Below are 21,124 nucleotides of genomic sequence, written 5' to 3'. Positions count from 1 at the left end.
ACTGTGATATATTCACCGGATGATGATCGATCTTTTAAAGAAATACATCATTTATCTGGGGATCGAACGAAGGGTCTCTGAAGCTACTCTGAGAGCTTATGAAGGGGACCTTCTGCAGTTCCTCGATCATGTCAGGGACCAGACGGGGTCGAGGCCGCGATTCAAAGAGATAGACTCCTTCTGTGTCAGATCTTTTCTTGGATCATTGTCAAGAAACGGATATTCGGCGAGAAGCGTCTCAAGAAAGATAGCTTCACTTAAATCTTTCTTCTCTTTCTGCGTAAAAGAAGGAGTCCTTGAGAAAAATCCCGTCTCGGGTATGTCCAATCCGAAGAGAGGGAGGGATCTTCCGGTATTCGCCGCGAGGGAGATAATGCAGAAGATGATGGATATACCTGATCTTACAAGCAAAAAGGGAATTCGCGACAGGGCGGTCCTGGAACTTCTCTATGGAACAGGGATGAGGCTCGCCGAATTGACAGGGTGTGATACCGGAGACTGCGATTTCAGCAGTTGCGTGATAAGGGTCCTCGGCAAGCGAAACAAGGAAAGGCTTCTTCCGCTATCAGGAGAAGCGGCGATATCCCTTAAAAGGTATATTGAGAATGAATACGGGGTCCCGCGGTCGGTCTTCAACGACAGGTCCCGGAGTATAGAGTTTCTTGGAGGAGAGAACAACCGGCCTCTTATCTCCGGCCCCGGCGGAAAGAGGATCAGCAGGAGAACGATACAGAGGATCGTGAAGAAATATCTGCAGCAGGTCGGAACGATGTCAAAGATGAGCCCGCATGTGCTGCGGCATACGTTCGCTACGCATCTTCTAGACGCGGGGGCTGACCTCAGAGCGGTCCAGGACCTTCTCGGGCACGCGAATCTCTCTACGACGCAGATCTACACGCATGTCACCACTGAAAGGCTTCGGGAGATATATGACAAGGCGCATCCGAGAGCCTGAGATCATGGTAAGACCGCCAGTTGTCAGGATCGCGTCAAGGCTTTGGGAAATAATCGGTTGATTGTACGGGCTATTTGAATATATTAATTCGGAAGTCCCAGTGTGGAGGGTGAAATGTTTAAAGGAACGACGATTCTTGGCATGAGAGAAGGAAAAAACGTCGCCATCGGAGGAGACGGACAGGTCACTTTCGGAGCCACGGTAGTCAAGCACGGAGCTAAGAAGATCAGAAGCCTTGGCAATGGCCAGGTCCTTGCCGGATTTGCCGGAAGCACCGCCGACGCGATGACCCTTTTTTCCAAGTTTGAGGGAAAACTCGAACAGTACAATAATAATCTTATGAAAGCCGCCGTCGAGACGGCAAAGGAATGGAGAAGCGACAAGGTGCTTCGAAATCTCGAAGCTCTCCTCGCAGTGATAGATTCAAAACATTCACTTATAATCTCGGGAAGGGGGGATGTCGTCGAGCCGGATGACGGTATCCTCGCGATAGGCTCGGGAGGTCCCTTCGCCCTGGCGGCGGCAAGGGCATTGAGAAAACACTCGAAACTGCCGGCCGCGGAGATCGTGGCCGAGGCACTTAGAATCGCTTCGGAGATCTGTATATACACCAACGACAACATCACCATCGAAACGATATGAGGTAGTCGAGATGAAGGAATTCACTCCACGCGAGATCGTACAGGAGCTGGATAAATATATTATCGGGCAGGATGAAGCTAAAAAGTCCGTAGCTATCGCGCTACGGAACCGTTGGAGAAGGAAGAGAGTCGGGGAGGGCCTCAAGGAGGAGATACTTCCGAACAATATCATAATGATAGGGCCGACGGGAGTCGGAAAGACCGAGATCGCAAGAAGGCTGGCTAAACTTGCCCAGGCTCCCTTCATAAAGGTCGAGGCGACGAAATTCACCGAAGTCGGATATGTCGGCAGAGACGTCGAATCGATGATCAGGGACCTGGTAGAGATAAGCATTAACATGGAGAAGGAAAGCCTTTTTGTCGAGGTCGAGGAAAGAGCTCTGGAAATAGCAGAAGAAAAGATCCTGGAACTGCTCCTGCCGGCAAGATCCGTCTCCGTGCTGAAAGACGACCCTGAAGCCGACGAAAGAAGGGCCCGCACCAAAGAAAAGTTGAAAGTAAAACTCCGGCAGGGAGACCTAGACGCGCGAGAGGTCACAATTGAGATCGTTGACAGGTCAAACCCGATGATCGAGATATTTACCGGAGCCGGATTCGAAGAGATGGGAGTAAAATTCCCCGAAGGTATGGACAGGATAATCCCAAAGAAAAAAAAGGGTCGGCGGGTATCGGTGCTGGAGGCGAGAAAGATTCTTGTTCAGGAAGAAAAGGAGAATCTTGTCGATATCGATACGATCGTTTCAAGGGCTGTCAGGGCGGTTGAAGAGTCAGGGATCGTATTTATAGACGAGATAGACAAGATCGCCAGGACGGGAAGCAGTCATGGTCCGGATGTCTCCAGGGAGGGAGTGCAGAGGGATATTCTTCCAATAATCGAGGGGTCCAGTGTAAACACCAAGCATGGAACGGTGAAAACAGATCATATCCTCTTCATGGCGGCGGGTGCTTTTCACATGTCGAAACCTTCCGACCTCGTGCCGGAACTGCAGGGTAGATTTCCGATAAGGGTGGAACTCAAGGCTCTCAGCGCGGCCGATTTCGAAAGGATACTTCTTGAGCCTGAGAACGCCCTGATCAAGCAGTATACCGCTTTGATCGAGACGGAGGGTTGTTCGATCAGATTCACACGCGGAGCTATAAAAGAGATAGCTTCCCTTGCTTTCAGGGTCAATCAGAAGATGCAGAATATCGGGGCGAGGAGACTGCACACGATCCTGAGCAGCCTTCTCGAGGATCTTCTCTACGACCTGCCGGATGAAGGGAAGAGTAAGGTCACTATAAACGAAAAGACAGTGAGGGATAAACTCGAAAAGATCGCTGAAGATGACGATCTTGCTAACTACATTCTTTAGGAGGGATGATGTCGAAATTAAGCAAAAAGGATTTTCTATCAATCAGGGATTTCTCAACGGAAGAGCTTGAAAAGATATTTGCCTTGTGCAAAAAGCAGAAGCCGCTGGCCAGGAATTTCACCCTTCCTCCTACTCATCCGGGAAGGGTCCTCGGGTGTATCTTCCATAAACCGAGTCTCAGGACGAGGATCAGTTTCGAAGTGGCGATAACCCAGCTGGGAGGTACCAGCCTTTATATTACGGACAAGGAGATAGGAATCGGAACGAGGGAAGCTCCCAAAGATGTCGGCGAAGTGCTCTCAAGATTCATCGACGGTATCATGATCAGGACGTTCGATCAGAAGATGGTCGAAGAACTTGCCGCGAACTCGACTGTTCCGGTGATCAACGGATTGACAGACCTGCTGCACCCTTGTCAGATAATGGGTGACATAATGACGGTGATCGAGCATCGCGGTTCGATCGAGGGGCAGAAGATAGTATTCATTGGAGATGGAAACAACGTATCTAGAAGCTGGTTGAACGCCGCGGCGAGATTTCCATTCAAATTCGTCCTGACATCTCCCGCCGGATATCAGATCGACGATTCATTCGTCAAAGAGGTGGCCAACGACGGCAATCCCGATTATGAATGGATAGAAGATCCGGCAGAAGCAGTCAAAGACGCCGATGTCGTCTACGCAGACGTGTGGACCAGTATGGGGCAGGAGGCGGAGAAAGCTCAGAGGCTTGAAAAATTCAAAGAATACCAGGTGAATGACCGCCTGATGGGTATGGCTAAAAGCGATGCCCTCTTCATGCATTGCCTGCCAGCTCACAGAGGCGAAGAAGTGACAGATTCCGTTATCGACAGCGCGAATTCGGTCGTCTACGATGAGGCAGAAAACAGGCTTCATATCCAGAGGGCGATCATAGCCCTGCTTATGCCGACGGACAGGGAGTTATAGAGTTTGAGGACACGATTTATATTTTCGGCCGTATTCTTGTTGATGACCGCCTGCGCGGTCGTGAAACCGCCGACGGGGGGGCCTGAGGACAAGACTCCTCCATCTGTCATCTCGACATCCCCTACTGCAGATTCGACCGGAGTGGGAAGGGAATCCGATGTCGTTATTTCCTTCTCCGAAAAAGTCGATGGCGAGAGTTTCAAGAGCCGGATCGAGACATATCCGGCCCTTGATTTTGAGAAGATATACACAAGGGGGACCGACCTGGTCATCAATTTCCGCGAGGAACTTCCGGAAACGACGATCTGCGTGCTTATCAAATCAGGGTTCAAGGATGATCACCTTGTCGTCAGCAGGAAGAATCACATCTTCTTTTTTTCCACTTCAGATTCTCTTGAATCGGGAGAGATATCCGGAAAGATACTTTTCAAGCAGAGACCTGATTCCAGTGGCGTGGCGCGCCTCGTGAGAATCAGCGAGGACACGATATCGGATCTTTACAGGGAAAAGGAATCAAGGACCGCTTTTGCTGACAAATTCGGTGATTACCGGTTCCGAGCGCTGCCGGCCGGAGGAAACAGATACCTTGTATGGTCTTTTATCGACAAGGATTCTGATGGCAGGTATTCGGCTGGAAAAGAATTCGCGACAGCATACCCTGATACTATTCTTCTCTCTTCCCTCGATCGGTCGATCGGGAGTGTCGATATGAATATAATCGATCCTGACGAACCGGGCACAATAAAGGGAGTGATCCGGAACATGACGGCGTTTCCGGGTCAGGGAGCGGTAAGATTCAACAACCTGGAAAAGGAAGATATCTTTTACTACGCGCAGGCGGATACGACGGGCAGTTATTTCGTAAGAAAGGCAGTTCCCGGTATATATCAGTGGATATCTTTCATAGATTTGAAACCCGATTCCATCCCCGGTGAATATACTGATCCTGAGGATTCAACAAAAGTCCTCGCTGAGCCGTTTGTCATCAGTGCCGATACGCTTAAGATAGACCCGGGTGAAGCCAGGGTCCTCGCTACCGTTGAACTGACAACGTGGGAGAAGGATGAGCGATAATATATATTTCGAAAAGATGCATGGAGCAGGTAACGATTTTATCATGATCGACGATCCTGAACGCCGTCCTGATATCTCACCCAGGCTCATCGAATCTCTCTGCAGACTTCATACCGGCATAGGAGCTGACGGCCTGATCCTGATACAGCCTGACGACCACCGTGATTTTCGCATGCGGTATTTCAACCGCGACGGCGGAGAAGCTCAGATGTGCGGTAACGGGGCAAGATGCGCCGCTTTATTCGCCTACAACAGGAAAATCGCGGGAAAAAGGATGTCGTTCGCGACCGGTTCAGGTGATATCAGGGCGGAGATACTCGATGATGGCGTAAAGATACTGATCGGAAGAGTCGATCGGGTTTCAGGCTCATTGAAGCTTGAAGGATCGGATCTAAAACCGTGGTTCGCCATTTGCGGGGTCCCTCACGCGATGCTTCTTGACGAAGACGTCCGGAAGATAGGCGGTGAGCGGTTCCTCGCTCTCGCGAGGTTGATACGCAACGATCGGGCTTTCGCTCCGGAAGGAACGAACTTCAACCTCGTAACGGTGCGCGGCAGGCATTCGCTCTCGTACAGGACATATGAAAGAGGAGTGGAAGATGAGACCCTGGCTTGCGGTACGGGAGCCGTCGCTATCTCGGTGATCACATCAAAAATGGGCCTGACGTCATCTCCGGTAAGCTGCGAGACTTCGGGCGGGGATATCCTGCAGGTTGAATTCACTCTTGACGATACGGGTGCGACCGATTGTCACCTGTCCGGCCCGGCAGTCGTATCTTTCACCGGAACGATACCGGTAACGGGATACGAACGATAAGTCTTGATATCTTCTGCGGATTCTCACAGATTTGATTGTGACCTGCCAGGAGGATATATGCGGAGAGTCCGAGTAATTCTGTATTTCATCACTGTTCTCGCCATTCTGAATCCCGCCCCGTCAAATGCCCAGTATCCATTCGGAAAAAACAAAGTACAATACTACCCAAAAGGATGGCGGGTTATTGAGACCGAGCACATGGATATCTATTACTATCCCGACGAGCTGGCTATCGCCGAGTTCATCGCCGGTATGGCCGAAGAAGTCTATGAGGAATATTCTGCTTTCTTCGACCTGGAAATCGAGAGGCGCGTCCCCATAATTCTTTATGGAACGCATCACGATTTCAAGGAGACGAATATAATACCTTACACCATATCTGAAGGAACGGGAGGGTTCACTGAATTCATCAAGGGACGGGTCGCGATCCCTTTCATGGGATCTTATGGGAAGCTCAAGAGAGTATTCAGGCACGAAATGGTACACGTATTCATGCTTGAAAAACTTCGTGTCGTGATGCACAGGCAACGAAGATACACATACATGCATCCGCCTCTCTGGTTTACTGAAGGTCTCGCGGAATTCCTCGCCCTTCGCGGGATGGACAGCGAAGCCGAGATGTTCATGCGCGACGCGGTCATTACAGACAGGTTATACTACCTCGACGACCTGTGGCGGATAATGGGAACTTATATGATGTACAAACATGGAGAATCGGTACTTCACTATATCGCGACGAGGTTCGGTGATGATGCAATAAGGATGATCCATGAGAACTGGTGGAAATCGGACAAATTCGACCTGATCCTGCTCAGCACGATAGGCATCGGCCAGAACCGCCTCGACAGGGATTACCGGGAATACCTCAAGAAAAGATATTATCCGTCCGTGATGACACGAAGACAGGCTTTTGAAATACTCGAAAGGCTTTCGCCGGAAGAAAGGTCTTTTGAAAATCATCCCGCTTCAATAAGGGGTTCTGATTCGAAGGATAGAACGTTCTGCACCGGATTCGGGCTGGGAAGTATCGATATATTCGAACTTGAAAAAGACAAGAGGGGGAGGCAGAAAAAAAGGACAATCATAGAAGGAGGAAGGAGTGACAGGTTTGAATCGATACCACTCCTGAGAAGCCGCATATCGTCAAGGAATGATACTCTTGTATTCGTTTCAAAATCCGGAAAGAGGGATGTGATATACCTCTACCGCGCGGATGAAGAAAAGATAATATCATCGGTCAGGTGTGATGAGGTCAGGATGATAAATTCTCCCGTCATCTCGCGCGATGGAAAATCAGTCGTATTTTCCGCTCTGGATAACAAAGGAAAGACAGATCTGTATATAAAGGATCTCGATGACGGGACGCTTGAGAGGATCACCGACGACTATTATGAAGACCTGAGCCCCGACTGGCATCCTGACGGAAAAACGATCATATTCAGTTCCGACAGGACAGGCGGGGAACCTGGAGACGAGAAGGCGATTTTCTCAATCGACCTAGCGACCAGGCGGATCACAAGACTGACGGCCGGGCACCAGAGGGATATCGATCCCAGGTACATGCCTGACGGGAACGGGATCCTCTTTTCATCGGACAGAGACGGGGTCTTTGACATATACCTTCAAAAAGATGGAGTCCTCTACAGGCAGACAAACCTCCTCGGAGGGGCCTTTGAACCTGTCCCCGAATACGATGGCGATACTTTTCTCCTCTCGGCATACAGCGAAGGAGCCTATCACGTCTACAGGAAAATAATCGAATACGATAATATCGTCAGCGCCAGGAATATGCCGGGGAAAATCGATATTTCCTGGGACCCCAGGCCGAGTGATTCGACATCGGTGTACCTCAACAAGGATTACAACCTCAGATTCGGACTTGATCTGATCGCGGCCGCTTTTTCCGTCGATCCTGATTACGGGTACATGGGAAACGGAGCCCAGATCTTTCTTACCGACGTGATGAGCGATCATCATCTGGTGTTTCTTTTCGGCAGCGCTTCTGATGATTTTTCTGATTTCTGGGATAACGCGAACCTGGGGTTCACCTACATAAACGAAAAAGAGCGGCTGAACTACGCTTTCGGCGCATTTCATCTTGCCGGGTATATCGGTTCGGTCCACGGATTGATAAGGTTTGAAAGGCGATATGGAGTCATGGCCGGCCTGAGCTACCCGATATCAAGATTCAGGCGGGTCGATTTTCAGACTATCTTTAAATACATGGAACGAGATGATGATATCACCTACCTGGGAACGCAGGTCGGCAAGACGACCCTCGTCTCGAATCATCTTTCCTTTACCTCGGATAATATCGTCTGGACGGTGGGAGGGCCGCTCAACGGACACAGGATGAATATATCCCTTGGAAGGTCATTCGACATCAATGGATCGAGATACGAAAGCACGACCTTTCAGTTCGATCTCAGGCATTATATAAATTTCGGCCCCAGGTTCGTCTTCGCGCAGAGGCTGGTGACGCGTAAAGCATGGGGCAGCGATATCCAGCTTTTTTATCTCGGTGGAGCCTGGGACCTGAGGGGGTATGATTTCAGGCAGTACGCCGGAAAGGCTATCTTCCTGCTTAACAGCGAATTCAGGTTTCCTCTTGTCGACGATCTTCTGATAAGGTTCCCTTTCGGACATATCGAGTTTCCCGTATTCAGGGGTTCGGTCTTTGTTGATGCGGGCAAGGTCGATGGGTTCATCTATGATACCGGCTGGATAGGAAGCATCGGTACTGGAGTGGAGATGAATCTCGGATATCTGCCCGTGATACGGGTCAATTTTGTCAGGAAGACCGATTTCAAGACGATAGCCGCCGATACGAACTTTGATTTCTTCATCGGCTTCAATTTTTAATACAGGGCCCTGAAAGATCAGGGATCTGTTTCGGAAGCTTTCAGCACATCCAGGGCCAGATTGAACCTGTTAAAGGGGGCGCTGAGCTGAACTCCGGCAATGTGGGGAGCGAGTTCAGAGAGAAGTCCGGCTGCGATCGACACGCCTTCTCTTGAAGCTTCTTCACCGGTCGGCGCTTCTTTCATCCTTCTCATTATAATGTCGGGGACGGAGACGCCGGGAAGCTCATTGTTCATGAATTCGGCGTTTTTATAACTGACCAGTGGCCAGATCCCAGCGATAATGGGTATTTCCATCGATTTGATCCTCGATCGGAACTTTTCGAATATTTCAATATCGAATACCGGTTGAGTGATTGCGAATTCAGCTCCAGCCTCCACTTTCCAGTGAAACCTGTCGATCTCCAGTTCAAAATCAGCCGCTCCGGGATTCACGCCCACGCCGACAAGAAAAGAAGTAGGGCTTCCGAAATCATGGCCACCTATGTCGAGGCCCCTGTTGAGGCCGAATAAGACATTTGTCAGGCCTATAGAGTCGATATCAAAGACCGACGTAGCGTCAGGATAATCTCCCGCCTTGACCGGGTCTCCGGTGATTATGAGGATGTTCCTGAGGCCGAGGGCGTGCGCTCCGAGAAGATCCGATTGCATTCCGATGATATTCCTGTCCCGGCAGCAGTAGTGAAGGACCGATTCGATACCCGACTTCTTTTCAATGAGCACGGCCATGGCGAGAGGGCTCATCCTCGATGAAGCGCGCGGGCTGTCAGGGATATTGATGGCGTCTATTCCGCTCTCTTTCAGTCTTTCCGCCGAAGCGATCACCTTGTCCGGCTCACAGCCGCGAGGGGGGACAAGCTCGACAAGCCTGACGAATTCTTTTGAGGTTATCTTTGAAGCGAGGAGTGATTTGTCGCCGATGGGGACAGACCTGTCGATAGGATCTGGCGTTTCGTCCTTAATGGTGACCGTCACATGGTGTTTCGCGGGCTTTACGGAACTCAGAGCGTTTCTCATCGCTTTGATATGTTCCGGCGTCGTTCCGCAGCATCCTCCGACCACGCTCGCTCCGGCCGAGACAAAGCGTCTTGAATATTCGGCTAGATATTCGGGAGATGCCATATATATGTTTCTTCCATCGACATTCTGCGGGATACCGGCGTTCGGTTGCGCTGAAAGGGGTGTCTCCACAGTCCGGGCCATTTTTTCTATCGCCTCGAGAGTTATTCTCGGACCCACGGAGCAATTCACTCCGACGACGTCAGCTCCCCATTCGCTTAGCCTCATGGCAAATTCTTCAGGTTCAGTCCCGAAAAGTCCCAATCCGTCCTTCTGCAGGGTCATCTGGGCGATGATCGGAAGATCGCATATCTTTTTCACGCCGTTCATCGCCTGGTGCAACTCGTTCAGATCAGAGAAAGTCTCGAGTATGAAGAGGTCTACTCCGCCTTCGAGGAGAGCGAGTCCCTGTTCCTGGAAAAATCCTGCCGCCTCTTCGTTGGAGGTCGGGCCCCAGGGCTCGATCTTGATGCCGAGAGGGCCTATCGAACCGGCAACGAGAGCTTTTCCCGAAGCGGCTCTTCTGGCAAGACGGGTACCCTCGATATTGATCTTCTCGATCTTTGAATCAAGACCGTGAAGTTTAAGTTTTACGCGGTTAGCTCCGAATGTGTTCGTTTCGATGACATCGGCGCCAGCGGCGACGTACTGGCGATGGATCTTTTCGATCAGAGTGGGGTTGGAAAGGTTTATCTCGTCAAAACACCGGTTGATGAAAACCCCGTGATCGTACAGAACGGTACCCATCGCCCCGTCGAAAAGGACGACGCCCTCTTTGAGCAAACTCATGAAATCGCCGGTCATCGGATCCTCGCCTTTCTGAAAAGAACCAAAAAGAGTATAAATACTTCAATCTTGCATATTGACCCGGGTTGACGTAGTATATACTGGAAATGGTTATATTTACAGTAATTTTTAGCTTGAAGCACTATAACAAAAGAGGAAAAGATACATATGCGCTGGTCTGAAAGCTGTATTCCGACATTGAAAGAAACACCGAGAGATGCCGAGATACCGAGTCACATCCTTATGCTCAGGGCAGGATTGATAAAGAAACTTACTTCCGGTGTATATACGTTCCTGCCGATCGGATTCAAGGTCCTGAAAAAAATCGAGAATATCATACGGGAGGAAATGGACAGGGCGGGATGCCAGGAAGTATTGATGCCGATCCTTCACCCGGAAGAGATATACGAAGAAAGCGGCAGGCTTAAAAGCTTCGGGCCGGAACTTTTCAAGCTGAAAGACGGGAGAAACAGGACGTTCGCTCTCGGTCCGACTCACGAAGAGGTAATCACGATGGTGGCGCGCGATGAGATGCGTAGCTACCGCGATCTGCCACAGTGCCTCTACCAGATACTGACCAAATTCAGGGACGAGATCCGTCCAAGGTACGGAGTGATGAGAGCCCGCGAATTCATAATGAAAGATGCCTACAGTTTCCACGCGGATGACAGATCTCTTGACGAGACATACAGGAAGATCGAAAAAGCGTACAGGAGGATCATCGATCGATGCGGACTGGAATTCAGGGTTGTCGAGGCGGAATCCGGTTATATCGGGGGGAACGAGTCTCATGAATTCATGGTCCTCGCTGAAAACGGAGAGGACAGGATATTGAGCTGCGAGTGCGGCTACGCGGTAAATCTTGAAAGGGCAGTAGCGATTGAAAAGGATGGCAACAGGGGAAAAGGATCGGGGGAAGCGTACAGGGAAGTAGACACGCCAGGGGCTTCGACCGTGGAAGATGTATCTAGTTTTCTTGATGTAAGCGAGACTGAAATAGTAAAGACCCTTCTCTATCATTCAATGGGAAAAATGATAGCGCTTCTCGTCCCCGGAGACAGGGAAGTGAACGATATAAAGCTGATCAGGATACTGGATGATCCCGAAGCGCGGTTTCTGCTCCCTGAAGAAGTCCTTGAATTGACGGGTGGACCGGTGGGGTATTCCGGCCCTGTCGGACTTCCCGAAGGGACTGTCATTTGCGCCGACAGGCTGATTGAAAAATATTCAGGCATGATTGTCGGAGCAAACAGGAAAGAGAAGCATCTTATCGGTGTCGAAGCGGGAAGGGATTTCAAAATAGATATGATCGACGATTTCGTCATGGCCCGGGAAGGAGACCTTTGCCCTTTGTGTAAAAAGGAGTTGAGATCAAGCAATGGAGTCGAAGTAGGGCATATTTTCAAGCTGGGCACAAAGTATTCGGAAAGCATGAACGCCTCCTTCCTCGATGAAAAAGGAGAGAGCCACAATTTTATAATGGGGTGCTACGGTTTTGGAGTGAGCCGGATGGTGGCGGCCGCGATCGAACAGCATCATGACAAGGATGGTATCATATGGCCGGATTCGATCTCTCCTTTCGACCTGATAATACTCCCCGTCAATGTATCCAACAGCGAGATCATCGATGCGGCGAAAGCGCTCGAGCGGGAATTCACCGAAAACGGGTACGGCGTTCTTCTCGATGACAGAGATCTGAGCCCGGGGGTCAAGTTCAAGGATTCCGAATTGATAGGTGTGCCTCTGAGAGTGACGATCGGGAAAAAACTCGCCGACGGAATAGTCGAATTATTCCATAGAAAAACCCGACAGGTTGAAGAGGTCCCTGTCGGGGAAATATTCGAAAAGATCGTCGAGCTTCGAAAGCTCTAGGATCCCATAGTTGTTTTTGATAGTCTGGATTTCATCCTGGCGGCTGTTCTGTGATGGATTATCCCTTTTTGGACCGATTTGTCGATCGTCGATACTATACCTGGGAATTTTTCCTTCGCTTCCTCAGCACTCTCGACAGCTTTGAAAGCTTTTACAGCCTTACGCAGAAAAGACTTGTGATCTTTGTTTCTTTCGCGCCTTTTGGCATCCTGACGTATGCTTTTCCATGCGGACTTATGATTCGGCATCTTTTTATCACCTCCAACGTTCCGGTAACATAAACCAAGGATGCGCTTTTGTCAAGTATCGATAAAGAAAAACTTAAAGATATTCTCGGAGGGATACCTGATTCTCCAGGAGTCTACATGATGAAAGACTCCATGGGCAGGATCATCTACGTGGGAAAGGCAAAGATCCTGAAAAACAGGGTCAGAAGTTATTTCCAGTCGAAGGAGAGTCTTGACGCGAAAACGGCGGTTCTCGTCGAATCTGTTGATTCCGTGGAATATATGGCTACCGAAAACGAAGTGGAAGCTCTCGTCCTCGAATGCAACCTGATCAAGGAATACAGGCCGAAGTACAACGTGAGGTTGAAAGACGACAAGAAATACCCTTTTCTAAAACTGACCAGGAGAGAAAAATATCCAAGGCTGATGATAACGAGAAAGATCGAGAATGACGGTTCGGAATATTTCGGTCCGTATACCGACGTTGGCGCCGTGCGGCGCACTCTTAAGCTGATCAAGTCGATATTTCCGTTGCGTGATTGCGGCGGACCGCGATTCAGGAATGAAAGCAGGCGGGAATGCCTCAATTACCAGATAGGAAGATGCCTCGGGCCATGCACGGGCAATATTGACCGGGACGGATATCTCGAAATCGTTGACCAGGTCAGTCTTTTTTTGAAAGGAAAGAACAGAAAGTTGAAGGAGGTTCTCAGAAAAAGAATGAACCGCCTTTCTGAAAAAATACGTTACGAGGAGGCATCTGTCGTAAGGGACCAGCTCAGATCGATCGAGAAGATCAGCGAAAAACAGAACGCCGTCGAGGTAAAAGGATATGATGAGGATTATATAGCGGTATCGACTGAAGGTAAACAGTCGTGCGGCGTGGTCATGCGGGTGCGCGACGGACGCATACTCGGAATTGAAAACTTTATCCTCTCCGACACGGAGGATATTCCCCGGCCTGACCTTTTTAATTCTTTCTCGAGTCTCTACTACGTCTCTGCTACCGATATACCACGTTCTCTCTACATGCAGGTCGAGCCTTCTGAAAAAACGGTCCTTGAAGAGTGGCTGAAGAAAAAGACGGGGAAAAAGATATCGATAAGAGTCCCGAAACGCGGACACAGAAACGATCTCCTGAGACTTGCGGCAAAGAACGCCGCGATGAAGCTTGTCGCCTCGACGGGAAGAAAGACTCCGGTGATCGAGCTGCTCGTAGAGGTCAAAAGGACCCTTGGGTTGAATAAAACGCCTTTCAGGATAGAGACTTTTGACATATCCAATATTCAGGGATCCGAAGCGGTCGGATCGATGGTCACTTTTCAAAACGCCGCGCCTGTCAAATCCGGATACAGGCATTACAGGATCAGGGATGTCGATAGTGTGGACGATTATTCGATGATGAAGGAAATGCTGACAAGAAGGCTTGCAGCGCTGAAGACCGGGCACTCACGAAAACCCGACATGATACTTGTAGACGGAGGAAAGGGCCATGTTTCTTCTTCTCTAGATGCGATGAGCGAATCGGGGATAACAGGTATAGAGCTCGCTGGTATCGCGAAGAAGAACGAAGAGATATTCCTCGCCGGTATGCCGGACCCGGTCGTTCTGCCGAGAAGAAGCGAAGTTTTGAAACTTTTCCAGAGGATGCGGGACGAGGCTCACAGGTTCGCCATCGAGTACCACCGGAAATTAAGAAGCAGGAAGATCAGCCATTCAGGGCTTGACGATATAGAGGGGGTAGGGGAAAAGCGAAAGCTTGCCCTTCTTATCGAATTTGGAAGCCTGGAAGAGGTCAGGAAAGCCTCTCTTGCCGAGATCGAAACTGTACAGGGAGTAGGAAAGAAAGTTGCCAGAAAGATATTCGAACATTTCAGGGACGCATAAAAAGAGCTTCAATCTTGAGACGATGGCCGAACGATATATCGATCATTTGATTGTTGAAAAAGGTTTAAGCAGAAATACCATAATGGCATATAAGGCTGATTTGATAAAATACATTAAGTATTTAAAGAGTGGAGGCATGACCTCGGTCGTTCAGATAACCCTTGATTCCAGCCTTGCGTTTGTATCAGACGGTACAAAGGATGTCTCTGCTTCTTCAAAATCGCGTCTAATGAGCGCGATCAAGGGTTTTCACAGGTTTATGTACAGCGAGGGTGTGATCCGAGACCTTGAGATGGAAAGAGTCTCGGCTCCGAAATATCTTCGGAAGATACCTTTTGTCCTGACGCAGCCGGAAATCGAAAGACTCCTGTCAGCGCCGGACCCCGATATCCTTGGGTTAAGGGATACCGCGTTGATGGAGATGGCCTACTCTGCCGGATTAAGGGCATCGGAAGCCTGCGGCCTGAAGTTCGAATCGATGAACGCCGGGTCCAGGATAGCGAGAATAAGGGGAAAAGGGAGCAAGGAAAGGATCGTACCGTATGGGAAAAAGGCCTCGAGAGCGCTCGACATGTATATAAAGGAGAGCAGGCCATTCCTGTTGAAAAACGGGACATCCGAATATCTCTTTCTGAACTATCGTGGAAAACCGATATCAAGGGTCAGTTTCTGGAAAATGATCAAGAAATACGCTCAGATCAGCGGGCTTCCATCAACAATCACGCCGCATACCCTTCGCCATTCCTTCGCGACTCATCTGGTCGAGGGAGGGGCTGACCTTCGAGCTGTCCAGGAATTACTTGGGCATTCAAGTATTTCAACGACACAGATATACACGAGGCTTGATATCGATTACCTTCTCGAGGTCCACAGGACATTTCATCCCAGGGGTTAGGAAACGAATATAATCAGTTGACAGGTATGGGACTTTCTCTTAGCATTACGTGTCTTTTCGTGCGTGCCGGTGATATTGGGCCAGCGCGCTATATATTTGCGAAGAAGGGCGCCGGATGGTTTACCAGATCCGTTTGACACAATTTGAGGGGCCTCTGGACCTGCTGTTGCATCTCATCCGCAGGGACAAGATCAACATCTATGATATCCCCGTCTCACATATCACGAAGGAATATCTTTCATATATCGATATAATGAAAGAGTTGAGGCTTGAAGTGGCAGGCGAGTTCTTCGTAATGGCAGCGACCCTGATGAGGATCAAGGCCCAGATGCTTCTTCCGAGAAGAGAGGAATCTGATGAAGAGGAGGAAGATCCCAGGGAAGAACTTGTCAGAAACCTTCTTGAATACAGAAAATACAAGGAAGCAGCTGTCTGTCTCGCGCAGAAGGAGATAGACCGGCGAAAGATTTTTCCAAGGCCGACCCAGAGACATTCAGTCACACAGGAAGAGAGTGAAGACGACAGGATGGAAGTCTCAGTCTTTGACCTGGTCGATGCCTTCAAAAAGGTGATGGAAGAACTCAAGAACCAGGTCAGTTACCGGATCAGGAAGGAACAGTATACTATAGAAGAAAAGATTGACCTGATCAGAGACCGTATGAGCAAACGATCAGAGGTCCTTTTCTCCGAACTTTTCGCGGGGGTATATGACAAACTTGAGGTCATAGTGACATTTCTGGCTGTCCTTGAAACTGTGAAATCGGGTTTTCTGGCGGCTCGTCAGATGTCCCAGGGGAATGATATATGGTTATACAGGCAGGAAACCGGAAAATCGGGAAATGAAGAGAGAAAAATAGATGGAATACCAGCATGAATCCGAACCTGACGTGAAGAAGACCGAGAGCGAGGTAGAAGCGCTTCTTTTCGCGTCTGACGGACCACTGTCAGCGGCCCGGATAGCATCCCTTACGGGTGTTTCCTCGGTAAAAACGATAAAAGACGCTATCAGGGTACTGGAAGAGTTTTACAGAACGAATGAAAGAAGTTTCGGCATCGTGGAGATCGCCGGAGGATATCAGATCACGACCTGTTCTGAACACGCGCGGCTTGTCGCTTCTCTTTTCAAGAGCAGGAGGAAAGCAAGGCTGTCTCAGGCTGCCCTGGAGACTCTTGCGATCATAGCGTATAAACAGCCTATCAACAGGCTGGAGGTCGAAGCTATCCGCGGGGTAAATTGCGATGGGGTGCTCTCGACCCTTATCGACAGAGAACTGATAGTGATTACCGGTCGAGGGGAGGGAATAGGAAAGCCTTATCTCTATTCTACCACGACAAAGTTCCTCGAATATCTGGGGCTCAAGGATTATCGCGATCTGCCCAGCATCGAAGAGCTTGAAAAAAGCCTTGAAGATATCGACCTGATTCCAAAACCTGTCGATCAGGACGATCGATCCGAAAATGAAACGGAAAAGCGCTCTGAAAGTGATACCGATAGCGATGAGAAGGATGACCTGTGTGACCGGGAAGAAGAATCAGAGATTACCCCTGGCGAAGAGCCGGAAGAGGATAGCGGGATCAGCATCGATAGTGACAGGTAATGGTTGCCAGGATTAGAATCAACCGCTTTCTCGCCGCGTCAGGCCTCGGTTCCAGAAGGAAAGTCGAGGACCTGATAAAGCGGGGAAGTGTTTTTGTGAACGGACTTGAGATCCGCGATCTGTCGGCGAGGGTGGACCCTGAGCGTGATATCGTAACTTTGGACGGGGAAGAGATCATTAACGCGCCTGGGTCCCTGGTGCTTGTCATGAACAAGCCGGTGGGTGTCCTCAGCACGGTGACCGACAGTCATAACAGGAAAACAGTACTGCAACTGGCAAGGGAAAAAGGGTATAATGAAAGATTGTATCCCGTTGGAAGGCTTGACCTGAACAGTTCGGGGATCATTTTTCTGACGGATTACGGTGATCTGGCTTTTCGCCTGACCCACCCCAGGTACAAGATCGAAAAGACGTATATTGTCACGGTAAAAGGAAATGTATCGAAAAAAACTGTCAGGGAAATGGCTTCAGGGGTCCAGATCGACGACTTTACGACAAAACCGTGCGAGGTGAGGATTCTGGAAGGAGATGGAGAAAAGACTACTGTCGAGATCGTATTGAGGGAAGGGAGAAAGAGACAGATCAGGAGGATGTTTTCCGCCTTCGGGCACAAGGTCATATCACTGCATAGATCGGCGATAGGAGATCTGGTCTTTAATGATCTTGATCCGGGAGGGATACGCCGGTTGACAGAGGGTGAAGAAAAGCACTTAAAGGAACTTGTCGGGTTGTAGAAGGAGACTCGAAAATGAACATTAAAAACCGGATGAAACAGCATTTAAGAAAAGTGAAACCATATGTGCCAGGAAAGCCGGTCGAAGAACTGAGAAGAGAAAAGAATATCAAGGGAGAGATATTAAAGCTCGCTTCGAATGAAAATCCTTATCCCGCGCTTGATGAGATCAAAGAGGCGATAATCAGGGAGCTGGACCAGATCGGAAGATACCCCAATTCTGGAAGCCACTACCTATGTCATGAACTGGCAGAGTATTACAGGCTTGATCCGGGGCAGATATTTGTCGGAAATGGATCGAACGAGATACTCGATCTGCTGGTAAGAGCCTTTATAGGACCGGGTGAGGATATCGTTTATCCATTTCCCAGTTTTATAGCTTATCCGCTGATCTGTCAACAGGCGGGGGTCAATGATATCAAAGTCCCTCTCGATGATTACCGGATAGATCTCGAAGCGGTAAGCAAGGCGATTACTCGCGACACAAAGATGGTCTTCATTTGCAATCCGAACAACCCGACCGCCACATATGTCACCGGTGAAGAACTCGATCTCTTCCTGGCTTCGATACCCAGGGAGATAATAATCGTCCTGGATGAAGCGTACTACGAATATGTGACTGCCGATGACTATCCCGACTCTCAGAAACTGCTTGAATCTTATGATAACATAATCATCCTGAGGACGTTCTCAAAAGTCCATTCCCTTTCCGGCCTCAGGATAGGATATTCGATATCCCATCCCGACCTGGCTACCTGTCTTCACATGGTAAGGCAGCCGTTCAACGTAAACCGGATCGCGCAGATCGCGGCAAGGACAGCCCTGAAACATATCGACAAACTCAGCGGCAGGATCAAAGAAAACGCTTCAGAACGGGAATTTGTCAGAAATGAATTGATCGGTATGGGATTTACCGTTCCTGAGTCTCAGACGAATTTTCTTCTTGCCGTTCCTGAACTCGAGTGCAGCGGTATCGTCGAAAAGATGATGGATCTTGGCGTGATCATCAGGGGAATGGCTCCATTCGGCCTGGGAGATGAATCTTTCCGCGTCACCGTGGGAAAACCTGAAGAAAACAGAAGATTCCTTGATACCCTGAAAAAGGTATTGTGACCGGGCTAGAGAATAACCAGGGATATTATGGATCTGAATGAAAAAACCAAACTGATCCTGGCAAGGATGGTAGTGACAATTGACGGACCGGCCGGTTCGGGGAAAAGCACCACAGCGTCCATGCTCGCTGAAAAACTCGGCCTGACATACCTGGATACGGGAGCTATGTACAGGGCGGTGACATGGGATATACTGGAAAATAAAATAGATCCCGAAGACGAGGAGATGGTGACGGCAAGGACCAGGGAACTCGACCTTGAGATGAAATATGTGGAGGGAGTCCCGTCCTTCTTCCTCGGCGGAGAAAAGCTTGGTGAGAGGATCAGATCGCAGAGGGTATCTTCTGCGGTATCGCCTGTAAGCAGGCATCGGGGAGTAAGAGAAGCGCTTGTCAGGATCCAGCGGTCGATATCGGAAGAAGGAGGCGTTGTAGCCGAAGGGAGAGACACAGGAACGACAGTTTTCCCGTTCGCCGACGTAAAGATATATCTTGTTGCCGATATAGAATCGAGGAGTAAGCGCAGAGTGTCGCAACTAAAGGAGATGGGGCTTGATGGTGAGGTCGGATCGATAAAGAATAACCTTGAACAACGGGATCAGATAGATTCCACCCGCCAGCACAGCCCGCTTAGAAAACCGCCCGGATCAGTCCTGGTGGACACGTCTGGCATATCTATCGAAGACCAGGTCGGGTTGATCAGTGATATCGTGATCAAAAAAGCTGAAGAGCTGGCGGATCTGCGAGTATGGCCGGGAGAAAAGAATGAACAGTCAAAAAAGCCTGTGTACTGGACCATCGTCTCGACAGCAATCCATTTATTCTACCGTGTCGTCTTCGGCCTCAGAAGATATGGTTTAGAAAACATATCTTACAGGGAAAATTATATTTTTGCCTCAAATCACATCTCGTATTCAGACCCACCGATCATAGGGTCCTCCCTTAAAAGGAAAATATGGTTTCTCGCCAAAAAAGAACTGTTCAAGAATTTTCTTTTCGGCTGGCTGATAAGAAAATTCAACGCTATTCCCGTCAAAAGGGGTGAAGCGGACAGGGTTTCGGTGAAGACGATCACCGAAAAACTCATGGCGGGAGATTCTGTCCTTCTGTTCCCGGAAGGAACAAGGTCGAGGAACGGCAAAATCAGGAAATTGAAATCAGGGATAGGGTATTACGCCCTCCAGACGGGAAGGCCGATAGTGCCATTATTTATATCCGGCGCTGATGATCTGAAGGCGTGTTTTCTGAGGAAAAAAAAGATGGAAGTCCGCATAGGCAGACCTGTCAGGATAGATCCGGATTATCATTCTGATGATAAAAAAGAGGATTACAATATGCTCGCGCAGATGACCATGGAAGAAATGGTCATGATGAAAAATGACTCGGAAAATTAAAATAATCACTTCTCCACACACCGGTTACTGTTTTGGCGTAAAGCGCGCTATGAGGCTGATCGAGGAGAGGCTGGAAAGTTGCAGGCTTTATTCGACCGGCGCCGTGATCCATAATCCCCAGGCAGTGGAGAGGCTTCAATCCCGGGGAGTGATCCCCGTTTCCTCCATTGAAGAGATGAAGTGTGGAGATACGCTTATTATCAGGGCGCATGGCGTAGACCCGGAAATGATCGAAAAATGCGAAAGGATGGGAATAGAACTCATCGATACGACCTGTCCCTTTGTAAAAAGGATCCATGACTACGTCGAAGAGATGTCCGCCGATTCACGGGAGATCATAATCCTTGGAGACGCAAGACACCCGGAAGTCAAAGGAATAGCGGGGAGGGCGAGGGAAAAAGCTCTGATCCTGGATTCCATAGAATCTGCCAGAATCATCGAAGGGATCGACAAAGCCGGGGTAGTGATCCAGACGACTTTTCCGAGAGAAAAGTCGAGGATGATCATAGAAGAACTTGAAAAAAGGATAGGCGATCTCCAGGTCCACGATACTATCTGCGAAGCTACGACGATGAGGCGTCAGGCGACACTCAGCCTGGCTGAGGAAGTCGACATGATCCTTGTCGTGGGTGGAAAGGAAAGCTCAAATACCAGAAGACTTTACCAGATGTGCCTTGACATGGACATCCCGGCCAGATTTATCGAAACAGCCAGCGAAATCGAAGATTCATGGTTTGAAGGTTGTGACGAGGTCGGACTGACGACCGGGACGTCGACACCGGGCTGGGTAATCGAGGAAGTCCTTACCAGATTATCAGAGATCCAGTAGACCTAAAGACCTGCAATAATAGCAATAAAACCCTTGCATAAGAGCTCCGGACTTAATATCATTCTAGCTGTTAAAAAATCCATTTG

At 49.3% G+C, this 21,124-nt stretch carries 18 protein-coding genes; 16 read left to right on the top strand and 2 right to left on the bottom strand.

Annotated features, from left to right (window positions below; genetic code table 11):
* Window positions 1-22 precede the first annotated feature (22 nt).
* The 7 genes from JW814_00200 (at window position 23) to JW814_00170 (ending at window position 8,648) form a co-directional block, all read left to right on the top strand.
* Window positions 23-955, top strand: a complete 933-nt coding sequence (locus tag JW814_00200) for a tyrosine recombinase XerC (GenBank protein ID MBN2069850.1) — start codon at window positions 23-25, stop codon at window positions 953-955.
* Window positions 956-1,069: 114 nt separating this feature from the next.
* Complete coding sequence (hslV, locus tag JW814_00195) at window positions 1,070-1,597, top strand: ATP-dependent protease subunit HslV (protein MBN2069849.1); 528 nt, start codon at window positions 1,070-1,072, stop codon at window positions 1,595-1,597.
* A 10-nt stretch (window positions 1,598-1,607) separates the two neighbouring features.
* Window positions 1,608-2,948, top strand: coding sequence for an ATP-dependent protease ATPase subunit HslU (hslU, locus tag JW814_00190; GenBank protein MBN2069848.1), 1,341 nt, complete (start codon window positions 1,608-1,610; stop codon window positions 2,946-2,948).
* Between the two features lie 5 nt (window positions 2,949-2,953).
* Window positions 2,954-3,895: an ornithine carbamoyltransferase gene (gene argF, locus JW814_00185; GenBank protein MBN2069847.1), complete on the top strand. Its 942-nt coding sequence runs from the start codon at window positions 2,954-2,956 to the stop codon at window positions 3,893-3,895.
* Window positions 3,896-3,898: 3 nt separating this feature from the next.
* Window positions 3,899-4,969, top strand: a complete 1,071-nt coding sequence (locus JW814_00180; GenBank protein MBN2069846.1) for an Ig-like domain-containing protein — start codon at window positions 3,899-3,901, stop codon at window positions 4,967-4,969.
* On the top strand, window positions 4,959-5,786 hold the full coding sequence (locus JW814_00175; GenBank protein MBN2069845.1) for a diaminopimelate epimerase: 828 nt from the start codon (window positions 4,959-4,961) through the stop codon (window positions 5,784-5,786). Before JW814_00180 ends, JW814_00175 begins: the two co-directional genes overlap by 11 nt.
* A gap of 57 nt (window positions 5,787-5,843) precedes the next feature.
* Complete coding sequence (locus JW814_00170) at window positions 5,844-8,648, top strand: PD40 domain-containing protein (protein ID MBN2069844.1); 2,805 nt, start codon at window positions 5,844-5,846, stop codon at window positions 8,646-8,648.
* A 17-nt stretch (window positions 8,649-8,665) separates the two neighbouring features.
* Here JW814_00170 and JW814_00165 read toward each other — a convergent pair whose 3' ends face one another.
* Entirely contained in the window at window positions 8,666-10,510 is a 1,845-nt protein-coding gene (locus tag JW814_00165; protein ID MBN2069843.1) for a bifunctional homocysteine S-methyltransferase/methylenetetrahydrofolate reductase, read from the bottom strand.
* A 150-nt stretch (window positions 10,511-10,660) separates the two neighbouring features.
* On the opposite strand from JW814_00165, the gene JW814_00160 reads away from it, so the two are divergent.
* Window positions 10,661-12,364: a proline--tRNA ligase gene (locus tag JW814_00160; GenBank protein ID MBN2069842.1), complete on the top strand. Its 1,704-nt coding sequence runs from the start codon at window positions 10,661-10,663 to the stop codon at window positions 12,362-12,364.
* On the opposite strand, the gene rpsT is transcribed toward JW814_00160, so the two are convergent.
* Window positions 12,361-12,612 carry a 30S ribosomal protein S20 gene (gene rpsT, locus JW814_00155; protein MBN2069841.1) on the bottom strand — a complete coding sequence of 84 codons (252 nt, stop codon included), beginning with the start codon at window positions 12,610-12,612 and terminating at the stop codon, window positions 12,361-12,363. The genes JW814_00160 and rpsT overlap by 4 nt on opposite strands.
* A gap of 48 nt (window positions 12,613-12,660) precedes the next feature.
* On the opposite strand from rpsT, the gene uvrC reads away from it, so the two are divergent.
* The 8 genes from uvrC to ispH all read left to right on the top strand — a co-directional run bounded on the left by uvrC (window position 12,661) and on the right by ispH (window position 21,038).
* The gene (uvrC, locus tag JW814_00150; protein ID MBN2069840.1) at window positions 12,661-14,478 is read left to right on the top strand and encodes an excinuclease ABC subunit UvrC; all 1,818 of its coding nucleotides are present in this window, start codon (window positions 12,661-12,663) and stop codon (window positions 14,476-14,478) included.
* On the top strand, window positions 14,441-15,373 hold the full coding sequence (locus JW814_00145; protein MBN2069839.1) for a tyrosine recombinase XerD: 933 nt from the start codon (window positions 14,441-14,443) through the stop codon (window positions 15,371-15,373). The genes uvrC and JW814_00145 overlap by 38 nt, the downstream gene beginning before the upstream one ends.
* 115 nt (window positions 15,374-15,488) lie before the next feature.
* Window positions 15,489-16,247, top strand: a complete 759-nt coding sequence (locus tag JW814_00140; GenBank protein MBN2069838.1) for a segregation/condensation protein A — start codon at window positions 15,489-15,491, stop codon at window positions 16,245-16,247.
* Window positions 16,231-16,971, top strand: a complete 741-nt coding sequence (gene scpB, locus JW814_00135; protein MBN2069837.1) for an SMC-Scp complex subunit ScpB — start codon at window positions 16,231-16,233, stop codon at window positions 16,969-16,971. Before JW814_00140 ends, scpB begins: the two co-directional genes overlap by 17 nt.
* Window positions 16,971-17,705 carry an rRNA pseudouridine synthase gene (locus JW814_00130; GenBank protein ID MBN2069836.1) on the top strand — a complete coding sequence of 245 codons (735 nt, stop codon included), beginning with the start codon at window positions 16,971-16,973 and terminating at the stop codon, window positions 17,703-17,705. Before scpB ends, JW814_00130 begins: the two co-directional genes overlap by 1 nt.
* Window positions 17,706-17,719: 14 nt before the next feature.
* Entirely contained in the window at window positions 17,720-18,817 is a 1,098-nt protein-coding gene (hisC, locus tag JW814_00125) for a histidinol-phosphate transaminase (protein ID MBN2069835.1), read from the top strand.
* Between the two features lie 27 nt (window positions 18,818-18,844).
* Entirely contained in the window at window positions 18,845-20,209 is a 1,365-nt protein-coding gene (locus tag JW814_00120) for a (d)CMP kinase (GenBank protein MBN2069834.1), read from the top strand.
* Window positions 20,193-21,038 carry a 4-hydroxy-3-methylbut-2-enyl diphosphate reductase gene (gene ispH, locus JW814_00115; GenBank protein MBN2069833.1) on the top strand — a complete coding sequence of 282 codons (846 nt, stop codon included), beginning with the start codon at window positions 20,193-20,195 and terminating at the stop codon, window positions 21,036-21,038. Before JW814_00120 ends, ispH begins: the two co-directional genes overlap by 17 nt.
* Window positions 21,039-21,124 lie beyond the last annotated feature (86 nt).

The organism is Candidatus Krumholzibacteriota bacterium, from assembly GCA_016932415.1.
GTDB lineage: Bacteria > Krumholzibacteriota > Krumholzibacteriia > Krumholzibacteriales > Krumholzibacteriaceae > Krumholzibacterium.
Note: the sequence above shows the minus strand (reverse complement) of the source record. Positions and strands in the feature narration are given on the sequence as shown.